The organism is Pelagicoccus enzymogenes (assembly GCF_014803405.1).
Taxonomy (GTDB): domain Bacteria; phylum Verrucomicrobiota; class Verrucomicrobiia; order Opitutales; family Opitutaceae; genus Pelagicoccus; species Pelagicoccus enzymogenes.
Genome location: NZ_JACYFG010000006.1, coordinates 417,619 through 430,626, shown reverse-complemented (window position 1 = coordinate 430,626; position 13,008 = coordinate 417,619). Strand labels below are relative to the sequence as shown.

The following is a 13,008-nucleotide window of genomic DNA, read 5'->3' as shown; positions in this document are numbered from 1 at the left end:
AATGTCTGCTGCGCTCTCGATTATCATTCCCGTATACAACGAATTCTCAACGGTTTCCGACGTTGTGCGTTCCGTTCGTGAAAGGGGGCCGGCGGGCGCTGAGTTGATCGTGGTGGACGATTGCTCGAGCGACGGGACTCGGACGGTGTTGCAGGAGGAGCTTTCTGGATTGATCGACAAGATTGTGCTGCACGAGGTCAATCAGGGAAAGGGTGCCGCGCTGCGCTCTGGCATCGGGGTGGCTACGGGCGAGTTCGTGGTCTTCCAGGATGCGGACCTCGAGTACGATCCGGGCGAGTTGGGCGCGATGCTGGAAATCGTTCAGTCGGGCAAGGCGGATGCGGTTTATGGCTCTCGATTCCTGCATCCGAAGACGAAGGAAATTTGTCCGCTCTGGCACCGGGCGGTGAACCGTGGGCTGACTGAATTTTCGAATTTGTTCACGGGCTTCCGCCTGACGGACATGGAGACCTGCTACAAGCTGCTTCCGCTCTCTTTCATGAAGAGCATCGAGATGGAGGAGAACCGTTTCGGGATCGAGCCGGAGATCACCGCGAAGGCTGCCGACCATGGCCTGCGAGTGGAAGAGATTCCCATCGCCTACAACCGTCGCGAGTTTGACGAGGGCAAGAAGATTGGCCCTATCGATGGCTTTCGGGCGCTGTACGTCATCACGAAGTACGGCTTGCTCTACATTTAGCAGAGAGCGTCTACCAGGTGCACATGGCTTTGAGGCGGGCTTCGTAGAGTTTGGCCACGCGTGTCGGGCTGAAGCGTGCGCGGATGCTGCGGGCAGCAGCTTGGCCGATGGATTGCGCGTAGCCGGAGTCGTTGACCAATCGCCGCATGTAGTTGGCGGCGTGTTCGACGGAGGCCTCGGCCCAGTGTTGGCCTTTGGCGTAGGGACCGAAGGTCTCCTGCAATTCGACGAGTTGGTAGTCGACCGGGCAACCGTTTTGGGCGTCTAGGAACTCGCTGGTGGCGGACCAGTTGGTGGAAATCACCGGCTTTCCTAGAAACATGCTTTCGGCCACGGTCAGGCCGAAGCCCTCGGAACGGTGTAAGGAAACGTAGCTGTCGCAGGCTTGCATCAAGCCGTAGACGGCTTCTCGAGGAAGGGTCTGGTCGATGAGGTGGCAATCGGGCAGTCCTTCGATGGCGTCGCGAAGCTTGGCGAACTCCTCTGGGTTGCGTTCGCGGGATTGGGTTTTGATGACGAGCCCGACGTCGTTTTTCCGGTCGCTGGAAAGGAAGGCGGAGCGATAGGCGTCGATGATGGCCTGCGGGTTTTTTCGGCTTTGGTAGCTGTTGAGGTCGTAGGCGAAGCAGAAGAGGTACTTGTCGACGGGAAGGCCGAAGCGGGATCGTTGGTCGCCTTCGGGAATTTCAAAGTCGATGCAGTGGGGAATGGTCACTACGGGGAGTGGGGACTTGGCGGAGATCGCATCGCGGACGAAGTTCGAGGGGGTCCAGATCTCGTCGAAGTATTGGAAGTTCTCGATCCACGCGTCGGGAAATTCCGGCAGCTCCCATGCCCAGTAGGCGATGTTGTATTTTCCCTGTCGGAAGGCTTTGCCGTGGCTGGGATCGATGTCCTTGGACTGGGGCGCGTCGATGTGGAAAATGTTGATGGGGTAGGGGTTGTCGTCCTGCAGGAGGGGAGCGAGAGACTGGTCGCCCTTGCGGGCGAGGCAGGTTGCTTTGAGTGGGACCAAGGCGTGGGCGATCTGGCTGGCTTGCAAGGCTTTGGCCGCGACGCGGGCGGATTCGCCGACCCCGAGTTCTGCAGTGTGCCAGCCCACGAGGTTGATGCCCAAGTCGCTATTGTTGCGGATGAAATCGAAGCATTGCGGAGAACTCGGATTGGAGGCGAAGTCGAGCAGTTGCTCTTCGTCCAGATGGAGTCCGTGAATGCAGAGCCGCTGGTTGAGTTTTTGGGGCCGGTAGGCTTGCAGGCGCTTCCGCCAGGCGGGAGGTACGAGGGCGACGTGCTCAAGCTTGCGTCCGAGGTAGGCGTATGCGTTGGCTCGGCCGGCTCCCATGAGCTGCAGCTCGATGAGGCTTGGCTGGGCGGGATCGAAGGCGGGAGCATCGAGCCGGAGCGAGAAAGGACCTTCCGTCAGCGGGAAAAAGGTTTGAGCCTCGCTTCCGTTGATACGGATTCGCAAGCCCAGTTCGCCTCGGCTTTCGCGGTCGGCGGCGGGGTGGATCTCGCCGCTTAGAGTGAGCTGGGCGGCGGCGAGTCCGCGTGGCAGTGAGAGCTTGGCCTCTTCCTTGATCCATACTCCGCTGCGTTTTCCTTGCGATTGGAAGAGGCCGGACGAGGAGATTCGTTCAGTGAGCCAATTGCCGTGTTTCTTGCAAAGCTCTCTGCGGAGGGTGGAGGGCATGTGGTTGTCGATGGTTTTTGCCCAACGGATTTCGTTGGCGAAGCAAATGGACTGGGCTGCGCGCTTGGCAGAGGGCGCTTCATTGGTAAGGATGCGAGACCAGCGGAGAAGGGCTTCCACGGCCAGTTTCGAGTCGAAGGTGCTTCGCTGGGAGAAGAGGCCAAGCAAATAGTGGCGCGGCCATTCCTTGGCTGCGAGGCTTTGCAGGGCTGCTTTCCAGCGACGTTGGAAGTAGCGTCGGTCGAGCGCCTGCTCGACGGAGCGCGAATCGGAGACTTTCGGACGGGTCGATTGAACGATGCTGCGGGTTGCGACCCCGTTTCGCTTGCCTGCATCAAGCAGGCGGAGGCAGAGGTCGAAGGCCTCGTGGCCTTGCGTGTAGGCTTCGTCGAAGCTGCCAAGCTCTTGCCAGATCGCCCGCGGAATCGCGAGGCATGGTGAGTCGACGAGGGGGAAATGTTGCAGGGGTTTGCGAGAGGATGCTCTCGCTGGCCTAGGATGGAGTTGGCTGGAAAGGCTAGGGGCGAAGCCAGTGTTCAGTTCCGTTTCCCCCGGCAGGCTGCGGCTTCGAGATCCAAGGACGCCGAGTTCGGGATCGGCTTCGAGAGCGCCGAGGAGGGGTTGGAGCCAGCCCTTCGAGAATCGCGTTTGCGAATCTACGAAGACGAGCGTCGCTCCTCTCGCTTGCAAGGCGCCGCGGTTGCTCAGGGCGGCCGTGCTTGTTTCGGCTCCGCTGTCGACAAGCTGGAGACAGGGAATGGTTTTCAGCTCGAGCAGCTGTTTGGCCTCCGCAGCGGGAGCCGAGAGTATAATCTCGTGCTTCAGCGGAGGAAGGGAAGAAGTGAGTGAGGACAGAAAGTCAGCCAAGTCCGATTTGGCGGAAGGTGCGGAAACGACGAAGGAGACTTCCATCGTGAAGGGCGTGCGATTTGGCTGCGGGTCTAGTAGTGCGGGGGCTTTTCGTTGGCGGGCATGTCGCTGTCGTCGGAGTTTGCGGAGGCTTGCTCCTTAAGGGTCTCGATCTCTTTGCGCAGCTTTGCCAGCTCGGACTGCATCGCGTAGATGACGCGGTCTTGCTCTTCGACGTGCCGTTCGAGGAAGGTTTGTTTTATCTGAAGATCCTGGATCTGTAAGTCGCTCATGTGGAGGGGGAAGAAGGGATGTTTCCAGTCGAGGCACGAGAGATTGGCCTTAAACAAGGTCGGTTTGCCGCCGATAAGGGATTATGCGGTCCCCACTTCTTTTCTGACCGCTTTTTCCGGGAAAAAATTAAATGACTCAATCGGATTCTCCAGACTTCGAGTTCGACATATCGGACTTGGAAGTGGAGCGCGAAGAAAGCGCTGCTTCCAAGGAAGGGACTGGTGCGTCCAAGGGGGAAGCAGCTCCTTCTTCTGTTGAGAAGAATCAAGTTTCTGAAGACCAAACGGTTAACTCTGATCCTAGAGCAGATTTCGACGAGTCGGATCGCGAGTTGGACGTCTTTGAAATCGATGACTTGCCGAGTGCGGATGGGCCGATTCCCTCGCAGGAAACTGGCAGCGCTTCCACGTCTCAGACCGCAGAATCCGCTGCCGCTGCAAAGGTGCGACCAGTTGAGAAGATTGAGAAGAAGCCGGAGCCGAAGCCGAGTCGCGTCCTTGGCGATGATGACTTAGGGGCTGACGTATTTGCAGAAATCGACTCCGAACTGGGAGGCATGGGGCTCGATGACGTGATCGATGACCTAATGGAGGAAGTGGAGGACTATGAGGCGGGTGGTTTCGTAGACCTCGATGAGGAAGGACAGAGTCAGGTCTCCTCCGGATCCGATGGCCTCTTCAAAATGGATGACCCGGATGACTCGCTCCGCAATTCGGTCGATCCAAACGCGGAAGAGGAAGAAGCTTTCGACGAGTCCCCAGCTTTTCCAAGTCCTTCAGTCGATTACGAAATTCCCGACGATCCGGAGCCGTCCCGCTCCGAGGAACCGGCTCCGCAGGTTGCTGAAATCGACGAGTCGCCCGCCCCGCAAGAAGTGAAGCCGACAGCGGCTGAGCCGGCTGCGAGCGTCGCGACTGCCCCAACCGAAAAAGCGCCTGAGCGCCCCACTCGCGTTCCCCCAGATTTTGAAATCCCGGCTGACCCTTCCCCTGCGAAGGAGTCCCAGAGCGTTTCTCCCAATGCTCCCGCTCCCGCTTCGCCTGTGACTGCAGAAGCTCCCAAAGAGGTAGCCAAGAGCCCGCCAACTCCTCCTGTTGCTGCTGCTCCCGATGCCGCCCCGATTGTGAATCCGGAGTCGCCTTCGGAGGAGCCTCGTGGCGAAGCGCTCGAGACGGAAACGCCTCCAGTCGAGGCGACTGCGGATTCCTTGCCTGAGGAGGCCGAAGTTCTTGAAGATTTGGGGCTAGAAGAGGGACCCTCCGGCGTGGAGGGACACGAGCACGTGCTTTTTGACGCGAACGACCTAGGAGCTGATCCTGCAGCGGAGGAACTCGAGTCGGAACCGGAGCCGTCCGAATCGGAGTTGGAAGAGCCCGTTGCAGAATCGCTTGAGACGGAAACGGCCGACGATTCGTTGGCAGAATCTCGAGAAAGCTTGGAGCCGACGGAATTGCCAGAGGCCAGTGCGGAAGCCTCTGAGGTCGAAGCGGAAGAACCCGAATTGGCCAGCGCTTTAGAGGAGCCGGAGTCGGAGGAGGAAACTGCGCCAGAAGAGGATGCGGAACCCTTGGCGGAAACGGCCGCTTTGCCAGAAGAGATCGAAGAGGAGGAAGACCTCTCGGCGCTTTTGGATGCTATCGACGAGGAAGAGGTTTCGGAAGACAGGCAGTTGGAAGAGGAAGCCGTAGACGAGGCCTCTCAGGCCCTCGAAGACGAACCGGCCCAAACGGAAGAGGGCCTCGTTGAGAAAGCTGTCGCCCCAGAGGTTGAGACCTTGGATGAAGACTTAGAGGAAGAAGATATTTCCGACCTCATCGCTTCGGTTGTCGAAGAAGATGAAGATCAGGAGGGCTCGGTTGAAGCGGCTGCCGAGAGTGAATCGCTGCCGGAAGAGGAAGATGAGCTCGTGGAGCTTCCATCGCCAGAGGATCTGATGGGAGATGACACCAGCGACGCCGCTCCGGAAGATACAGAGGAAGTGGCTGCCGCTGCCGAAGCGCCAGGACTCGTCGAAGTAGACGAGGATCTCGAGGAAGAAGATATAAGCAGTTTGATCGAGTCGGCTGGCGAAGCCGACCCGGGCTCAGAGGATTTGGTTGAATCCGAGGAAGCGGCGCCGAGCTTGGATGTTCTCGACGATGACGACGAGGAGATCGTGGAGCTTCCAGTTCCGGAAGTTCCGGGCCTTGTAGAAGTTGGCGACGACGAGGAAGAGGCTCATGCAGCGGAAGAGCAGTCGGCGGATGACGAAAAGCCCGTCAAGGCGGCGCCGTCTGCCGAGGAGCTTCTGATGCGAGCTGGTAACCTGCTCAATGGCGATTCCAAGAAGCCAGCCGAAGATGCCAGCGACCTGCTGGACGCAATTGAAGAAGAGGACGACGAAGAAGTCGTCGCCCTTCCTTCACCCGACCAAGTCATCGCGGACGCGATGGCTGAGGAGGCGGCCAAATCGGAATTGTCCGATGGAGCGGACGACGAAGATGAAGAGGTCGTGGCTTTGCCCGATCCGGAGTCTCTTATGACTGCGGACGGGGAAGCGGTCGCAGTTATCGACGATGACGACGAGGAAGACGTTCCCGCTCCGGGAAATGTTGCCGACCGAGGAGGAGATCTGCCGCCACCGCCGCCCGCTCCGGTTGAAATTCTAGACGAGGAACCGCCTGATGAGGATCTGCAGGCTCCGGTACCCGAAGAGGTGTTGGAAGCGGAGCCAGAGGCAGACGACTCGGCTGACGACGAGGTGATCGAAGACCCGTTCGCCAACGAAATCTCCCTCGATGACTTTACCGAAGGTTTTGCTGAACTGGACATCGACGAGGAGGGCGAGGGCCTGGACAGCGAGGACGCGATCAGCGGAGAGGAAACGACCGAAGGCGAGCCTGCCGAAAAGGAAGTCGCTGCAACAGTCTTAGAGATGCCCAAGCCAAGTTTGCTTTGGCGGTTGACTCATTCCATGGCAGTTGCAGCGGGCTTGGTGCTGGTTGGCCTCGCGAGCGTTTTGGCGATCTGGAAGCAGCAGATAGTCGAGTACTACGAAGGCCGCGATATCGATGGTTCGGCTCTCCTGCAGGAAATTCAAGAGATCGGCACGCACGCCCTGAGCAAGTTCGACGAGAAGGGACTATACCGGATGCAATGGGTAGACAGCGAGGTCCGTCGCTTGTCGGAAAACGAGATTCGCTTGCACGCGGTCGTGGGAGCTCGGTTGCGAGAAAACCTTTATCGTCCGGTACTGGAATCGCGACTGGAGCAGGAAAAGGGGTACGACGAAAGCGTATTGCTCGAAACCTTGGGCTACGCTCGCGACCGCTATCCCGAGGAGATCGGCAACTTTCCGGAACGGCCTTGGGATCGCTTGTACGAGATTTCAGCGAAGAAGGAAGAGGTGCTGCCTCTGCGGGTGACCTACGGACTGAGCCGCGCAAGCAAGGAGGCGGACTGGGAATTGTCCCGCATCAAAGTCAGTGGCTACAAGGGCGACCTCGAGTGGCCTGAAGGTGAGCCCAAGCACGCGTTTGGCGAAAACGCCTACGACATCCACTCCCTCGAGTTTGCCAAGGTCTATGAGGACTACGCTGCGGCGGCCCAGAACTACGTAGCTCGAATCGACCGCCTCAAGTCTCGAGAAGAGGAAAGCGTGCTTGCCCTCAAGCGAGAGAACGAGCGGCAGCGAGACCGCGTAAAAATGGCCCTGGCCGAAGGCGCGTTATTCAACGGGCTGGCCATCGTGGGCGAGGACGCGGCGTCTTCGCGCGACGTTCAGCTCGTGATCACCGAGGTGCGCGAAGATGGAAGTTTCGTAAAAGGGGTCGTCAAATTGACGGGGGAAAAGCAAGTGCTCTCCAAGCACTTCGTAGGCTCGCTCGAATTCGAAAAGAGCATGAGCGGGCGCGAGCAAGGTTATCTCAGCCTAAAAACGGTCGCTATCGACGCGCCGACCTCTGAGACAGCGGCAACCCCGTTCTTCGATTCCCACAACGTTTCGCGCATGAGGTTGCGGGCGGACGGTTTCCGCTTGGAAGGGGACTCGCGCGACCTTTCGTTCCGCCTCACCAGAAACCTCTAGGGCAAGTCGCTGCAGCGGACAGCCGCAAGGTTTTTGATGCTCGCCTTTGCGGAGGGCCTTCCCAGATGTTGGGATTCCATGAGTCAGATCGAGATCTCTCCCACCTTGCGGGCCGCGGTTGCGGAAAAGTGTGGCGCTGTCCAGTCGCAGAAAATCGTCTGGGAACGCGCGGTGGCCGAGGCTCTCGCAGCGGGCGCTTCCGAGGGGACCTTGCTGCAATTGCTCTCCGCTTTCAAGAACGCCCGTACCTTGGACGCTTGCGCGCGGGGCACTTCGAGAGAGGACGGCGGCCTCGACGGATTTTTGCAGCGGCTTCGAGCTCTAGTCGACGAATCCTCTTTCGACCTAGCCTCTTGGTTGGCGGCTTTCGAATGCGTGCAATCCCACTTAGCGGCCAACGGAAGGGTGTCGAGCGCGAGTTCCGTCGTGGGTTACGTGCAGTGCAGCGCGGAGTTTGGCGGAAGTTCCGAAAATCGTCAGTCCCTGCCCGAGATCATCGAAGCGATGCTGGAAGACTACGGCTTCGAGGGCCAGGAAGGGTGTGGAATCGGGCCTGCTGGGTAGTGGAAAATAAGGGCGAAAGGGCGAGGGCTCAGGATCCGTCTAGGGTCTGAAGACCACGTATTTCCAGAAAATCGAGGAATGGCGCTGTTTCGTTTCGGCGCTGCTGAAGCTGCTGGGGAAAGGCCGATGAAAAGGGCAACTCGTTCGCAGGTCGAGCTTCGCCGCACGGAAGATCGCACCGCAAAGAAAACCTCTGACCCGTCACGTAGATGAAATTGTTCTCCAAAAATCGCTCCTCCCTTTCTGTCGCGGTCCTCTTGGCCGCCGGCTCTCTTGTAAACTTCGCTCAGGCAACCGGGCAGGGGGAGTCGAGCTCCGCGGTTGCCTTGAGCGAAAGCGATTCCGGGGACAGCAGTTGTGTCATGGTGTTTGCCCGAGTGGGCGAGCGCTTCCGCTACGAACTCCCCGCGGCGAGCGGACAGGCAGTGGAGAAGTGCGTGGTGGGAAAAAACGCGGACGGCGAGGTCAGTTCCTTGCCGCGGGGATTGGTTTTCAACGCGAAGGAGGCGAGCTTGGAGGGAGTGCCTTTGCGCGCCGGCTTCCACGAGTTTGTGGTGGTCAGCACGGAGGCAGGTGAACCGCGCGAGCAAGTGGTGCTCATCGACATCCAAGGCCATGCCTTCGCCGGTGGAGGCGTCGACTACGCTTCCTACGTTGCGAACGGTCTCCACTAGGAGGATCGCCTAGCGGCAATATCGAGCAGAGTCTATCGCTTGCCGGTCGTCGGCATGCGAATTGCTTTAACGACTGGAAACAGTCATGGACGAGCTCCTTGTCGGCCCTTTGCCAGCAAGGAGTTTTGTGCGTCCGCGTGACACGGTCCGCCCAATTGAAAAACGAATGTAACGAATTTCTTAGTGGACAATTCGATGATGTGTATTAGGTTTGTCGTTACATGGGATCACCTGCCGGTTCTTCCAAATTGAAGTCACGCAAGTCAGCCGTGAATCGAGTAAAGACGTATGTTTTGGATACAAACGTTCTGATTCATGATCCACACTGCATCTTCAAATTCGACGACAATAATCTCGTTATTCCGATAGAAGTATTGGAAGAATTGGATTCTATCAAGATGGAGCAAAGCTCTGAGCGGGGCAGGAATGCCCGCCGAGTCCATCGGATGCTGAGGGAGCTGCTGCCGGATTCCCGGTCGATGGCTGAAGGCGTCACCTTAGATACGGGCGGGACTTTGTCGGTTGTAATTAATAAATACATACACGACTCAGGCAAGCAGGTCCCAGAGCGTTTCAAGCAATTCAAGTCATTGCTGGACTTCGACAAGAAAGACAACCGTATCATTGCCGCTGCCCTTTTCGTGCAAGAGAACTTGCCGCCGCCCACGATCTTGGTTTCCAAGGACATCAACGTGCAGCTCAAGGCAAGGGCAGTCGGTCTGGAGTCGCAGGATTACCTCAACGACAAGGCGCCGGAAGAGCCGGAGTTTCGATCTTACAAGAAAGTAGAAGTATCGAAATATGAACTACAGCGCTTCGCTTCGGAGGGGGAATTTGCTCTGGAGGACTATGAAGAAGGGCAACTCTTCGTTAACGAATACCTGCTTCTCGTTTCGGAAGAAGGTAAAACCATTCCGGCTCGTCACTACGGCGACGGAGTGTTGCGCAAGTTGATCCTGCCGGAGTATGTCAAGGCTCCGGGCGGGGTGCCGATTCGCCCTCGAAACTTGGAGCAGCGCTTTTTCATGGACGCTCTCTTGGACGATACGATTTCGCTGATCACCTGTTATGGAAAAGCGGGTACAGGAAAGACTTTGCTCTCGACCGTTTGCGCCATCCAGCAAACGGTTTCGTCCTCAGATTGTAAATACGACGGAGTTTCCATTTCCCGTCCAGTGATCGGGGTCGGCAAGGAGATCGGTTTTCTTCCCGGCACGCTGGAGGAGAAGATGAACCCTTGGCTGCAGCCGTACTACGATGCCTTGGAAGTTCTCATTCCGAGCAAGGAGCCGAAGGAGCCGCAATTCGAGAACAAGCGGCAGCGCAACAAGATGAAGGACAAGGAGCCATCGGTTCCGGGCAAGGGTCCTCAGAAGCCTTACGAGAAGCTTTTGGACAGCGGACTGGTCGAAATCGAGGCGCTTTGTTTCATCCGCGGGCGTTCCATTTCCAATCGCTTCTTCATTTTGGACGAGGCCCAGCAGCTTACCCCGCATGAGGTAAAGACGGTGATCACCCGCATTTCGGAAGGTTCTAAGATCGTGCTTATCGGCGATCCGGCTCAGATCGACAATCCCTACGTCGATTCGCGAAGCAATGGGCTGGTCTACTGTTCCAACCGAATGAAAGGGCAGGCCATCGCAGCTCACGTGCAGTTGACGAAGGGCGAGCGCTCCTTGCTGGCGGAATTGGCGGCGGACTTGTTGTAGGCTGATACGTCGCGCGGAGCTGTCTCGAAGCAGCCATTTTCGGAAGATGCCGATTATGGCTGGGGCGGCGGCTTTCGTGCGGCTTCGGAGAAGCCGCGCCACCTGTTTCAATTTTCTACGCTCCGCGACGTTTGAGTCGCTGGAGCGTTTTTGCTTTGAGGGCGTTAACGGGCAGTTGGATCTTCTTGAGGACCTTTTTCTTCATGCGGTCGGTGAAGAGGATGCCGTTGAGGTGGTCGACCTCGTGCTGGATGCAGCGTCCGAGCAAGCCGTCCGCTTCGATGACGTGAGGATTGCCGTCGATGTCCTGGTATTCGCAGCGAATGCTCTCGATGCGTTCCACGTCTCCGCGGATGTTGGGAAAGGATAGGCAGCCTTCCTCGTAGACAAGAGGCTCGGATTTCAGGACTTCTACCTTCGGGTTGCACATGCCCATCGGCATGAAGAGGTCGAGGGGCGGCTTTGCCCCGTCCAGCGTGTATTCGAAATCCGGATCGCAACCGGTGAGGTCGACGACGCAGAATTGCTTGGCCAGTCCGACTTGTTGAGCGGCGAGACCGATTCCCTCTGCTTCGTACATCGTGTCCACCATATCCTGGAAGAGGGTGCGCAGTTCTTCGTCGAACTCCGTGATTGGTTCGCCGGCTTGGTGCAGCACTTTTTCTCCGTATTGAACTATTTGTAGTAGCATAGGTCTTCGTTTTTGACCTAACCAACACTTAGCCCAAATCTAGATCAATTTCTTTCTTCGCGCCCTGTAACCGATGCCAAATTCCGCAAAACCCTTTCGTTCTCATGCCCTTGTTGGCAGCTTTTTGCTGCTGCTGGGGGCGTTGATCATTGGTTTTGGCTGGGTGGTGCCCTCGCGCTTCAAGTCGGTGCCCTTCCAGGTTGTACGCGAGGCGGGGCAATCGGGAGCCAGCGTTTCGGACAAAGGAAGAGCGCTTTTGCTCGACGGAAATTTCGGGGCGGCACGCTTGATGGCGGAGGCTGCGCGGGAGCTAGAGGAAGCCAAGGCTTCCTTGCTGCTGTCCCAGGTGAGCAGGGAACTGGAGGCGAATCCTCAGCTTGCCCGTTGGGGCGCCTGGGATCCTTTTTTGGACGCGGCCTTGAAGGACGTTCCCTTGGACGCCTATTCCTCGGAGCCCGGAGCGTTGGGGATCTTGCTTGGCAAGCCTTGCCGCGCTGCGGTTTCAGGTTTGCTGGAAAACTCTCGCAATCCGCTTGTGCAGGACTTGCTGGCGACCGGCGAGTTCACGACCTACCGCCGCCTCTTTCCTGTTTCCAGCACCTCCGGGCGGCCTCTGGAGGTGACCTTGCTCGGACTCGGGCTTCTCGCCCAAGGCGACCATTTCAGCGACACGCTGCGCGGCGAGCTGCGGGGGCTTATCTTGGATGCGAAGGCAACCGGCAGTATCGGTACGCTGGAGGACTTCTATCTCGACACGCTCTCCTTGATGCGGGTTTTCGATTGGGGGCAGCTCAAGGAAGTCTTCGCCAAGCTAGAATCGGCGGACCACTTGAAGCGAATGCGTTTCCTGCTTCACCGTAAAAGCGAGCAACAACCCCTCGTTTTTGCCATGGGGCTGAACGCTCGGGACGCGAGCGACTTGTTTTCCTATCTGGAAGCATTTGGAGATCTCGGCTTCGAACGCCTGGAGTCGGCCTTGGCCACCGGCATTGATGGATACTTGCTCGCTTTGCGGGAGCAGCTTCCCATCGAGGACGAGGCTTTGGAGGATTCCGGCTCCTTGGTTTCCAAGCTGCAGGTGGCCATGTCGCCCTTCAGCCTCAAGAACCCTCGCCTTTCTTTGGCGATCAAGTACAGCTCGTTCTTTGTCGGCTCGTTCCTGGCCCTCTGGGGGGTGAGCATGTTTGGCCGCTTTTACCGGGAAACGATTTCTCCGGTCTTGGCTTTTACCCAGCGCTTTTTCGGAGCGACCGCTTCCGTGCTGATTTTCGCGGTCTTGAGCGAACCTTACCTTTCCGCTTCTGGAGCCTTCGACGGCTACGACTTCAGCTTTGTCATGCCGGTCCTGACTCAGGTCGATGGCGAAATTCAAATTGTCGAAACAACGTCCACAACATCTATGCAACCAGCAACCCTACTCACCATCGCCTTCTTCTTCCTGCTTCAGGCATTGGTCTTTCTCATCTGTATGCTTAAGGTGCGAGAGATCGAAAAGCGCGAGCTCGACCCGCTCGTGAAGCTCAAGCTCATGGAGAACGAGGAAAACCTTTTCGACAGCGGTCTCTACGTGGGCATTGCCGGGACGTGTATTGCGTTGGTCATGCAGGTTATCAACCTCGTCGACCACAACCTGCTGGCGGCGTACTCGTCCAACCTCTTCGGCATCCTTTGCGTGGCGATCGTGAAGATCCGCCTCGTGCGCCCGTACAAGACCAAGCTCATCATGGCTGGCGAGCGGCAGATCGTCAGCCTGTCGGAAAAGTCGTAAACG

At 57.9% G+C, this 13,008-nt stretch carries 9 protein-coding genes; 6 read left to right on the top strand and 3 right to left on the bottom strand.

The annotated features are described in order from the left end of the window. The first annotated feature begins 1 nt into the window (after window position 1). The gene (locus IEN85_RS04280) at window positions 2-700 is read left to right on the top strand and encodes a glycosyltransferase family 2 protein (RefSeq protein ID WP_191615825.1); all 699 of its coding nucleotides are present in this window, start codon (window positions 2-4) and stop codon (window positions 698-700) included. A 10-nt stretch (window positions 701-710) separates the two neighbouring features. On the opposite strand, the gene IEN85_RS04275 is transcribed toward IEN85_RS04280, so the two are convergent. Together IEN85_RS04275 and IEN85_RS04270 are read right to left on the bottom strand one after the other, a co-directional pair. Further along, window positions 711-3,302 (bottom strand): glycosyltransferase, encoded by a 2,592-nt coding sequence (locus IEN85_RS04275; protein WP_191615824.1) that lies wholly within the window; start codon window positions 3,300-3,302, stop codon window positions 711-713. Between the two features lie 29 nt (window positions 3,303-3,331). Beyond that, the gene (locus IEN85_RS04270; RefSeq protein WP_191615823.1) at window positions 3,332-3,532 is read right to left on the bottom strand and encodes a SlyX family protein; all 201 of its coding nucleotides are present in this window, start codon (window positions 3,530-3,532) and stop codon (window positions 3,332-3,334) included. 131 nt (window positions 3,533-3,663) lie between these two features. On the opposite strand from IEN85_RS04270, the gene IEN85_RS04265 reads away from it, so the two are divergent. The 4 genes from IEN85_RS04265 (at window position 3,664) to IEN85_RS04250 (ending at window position 10,546) form a co-directional block, all read left to right on the top strand. After that, on the top strand, window positions 3,664-7,599 hold the full coding sequence (locus IEN85_RS04265) for a hypothetical protein (protein ID WP_191615822.1): 3,936 nt from the start codon (window positions 3,664-3,666) through the stop codon (window positions 7,597-7,599). Between the two features lie 78 nt (window positions 7,600-7,677). Beyond that, the gene (locus IEN85_RS04260; RefSeq protein WP_191615821.1) at window positions 7,678-8,163 is read left to right on the top strand and encodes a hypothetical protein; all 486 of its coding nucleotides are present in this window, start codon (window positions 7,678-7,680) and stop codon (window positions 8,161-8,163) included. Window positions 8,164-8,372: 209 nt separating this feature from the next. Next, a complete protein-coding gene (locus tag IEN85_RS04255) occupies window positions 8,373-8,837 on the top strand; it encodes a cadherin repeat domain-containing protein (RefSeq protein ID WP_191615820.1) in 465 nt (154 codons plus the stop codon). A 269-nt stretch (window positions 8,838-9,106) separates the two neighbouring features. Continuing rightward, window positions 9,107-10,546: a PhoH family protein gene (locus IEN85_RS04250; RefSeq protein ID WP_309026538.1), complete on the top strand. Its 1,440-nt coding sequence runs from the start codon at window positions 9,107-9,109 to the stop codon at window positions 10,544-10,546. A gap of 115 nt (window positions 10,547-10,661) precedes the next feature. Here the strand turns inward: IEN85_RS04250 and def are convergent, their stop codons facing one another. Next, window positions 10,662-11,237, bottom strand: coding sequence for a peptide deformylase (gene def, locus IEN85_RS04245; protein ID WP_191615818.1), 576 nt, complete (start codon window positions 11,235-11,237; stop codon window positions 10,662-10,664). A gap of 73 nt (window positions 11,238-11,310) precedes the next feature. Here def and IEN85_RS04240 point away from each other — a divergent pair, with 73 nt between their 5' ends. Continuing rightward, a complete protein-coding gene (locus IEN85_RS04240; RefSeq protein WP_191615817.1) occupies window positions 11,311-13,005 on the top strand; it encodes a hypothetical protein in 1,695 nt (564 codons plus the stop codon). Window positions 13,006-13,008: the final 3 nt, after the last annotated feature.

Excerpts from the sequence above, each read along its gene's own strand:
- IEN85_RS04280 (WP_191615825.1), top strand. The coding sequence starts at position 2 with ATGTCTGCTGCGCTCTCGATTATCATTCCCGTATACAACGAATTCTCA.
- IEN85_RS04275 (WP_191615824.1), bottom strand. The coding sequence starts at position 3,302 with ATGGAAGTCTCCTTCGTCGTTTCCGCACCTTCCGCCAAATCGGACTTG.
- IEN85_RS04270 (WP_191615823.1), bottom strand. The coding sequence starts at position 3,532 with ATGAGCGACTTACAGATCCAGGATCTTCAGATAAAACAAACCTTCCTC.
- IEN85_RS04265 (WP_191615822.1), top strand. The coding sequence starts at position 3,664 with ATGACTCAATCGGATTCTCCAGACTTCGAGTTCGACATATCGGACTTG.
- IEN85_RS04260 (WP_191615821.1), top strand. The coding sequence starts at position 7,678 with ATGAGTCAGATCGAGATCTCTCCCACCTTGCGGGCCGCGGTTGCGGAA.
- IEN85_RS04255 (WP_191615820.1), top strand. The coding sequence starts at position 8,373 with ATGAAATTGTTCTCCAAAAATCGCTCCTCCCTTTCTGTCGCGGTCCTC.
- def (WP_191615818.1), bottom strand. The coding sequence starts at position 11,237 with ATGCTACTACAAATAGTTCAATACGGAGAAAAAGTGCTGCACCAAGCC.
- IEN85_RS04240 (WP_191615817.1), top strand. The coding sequence starts at position 11,311 with ATGCCAAATTCCGCAAAACCCTTTCGTTCTCATGCCCTTGTTGGCAGC.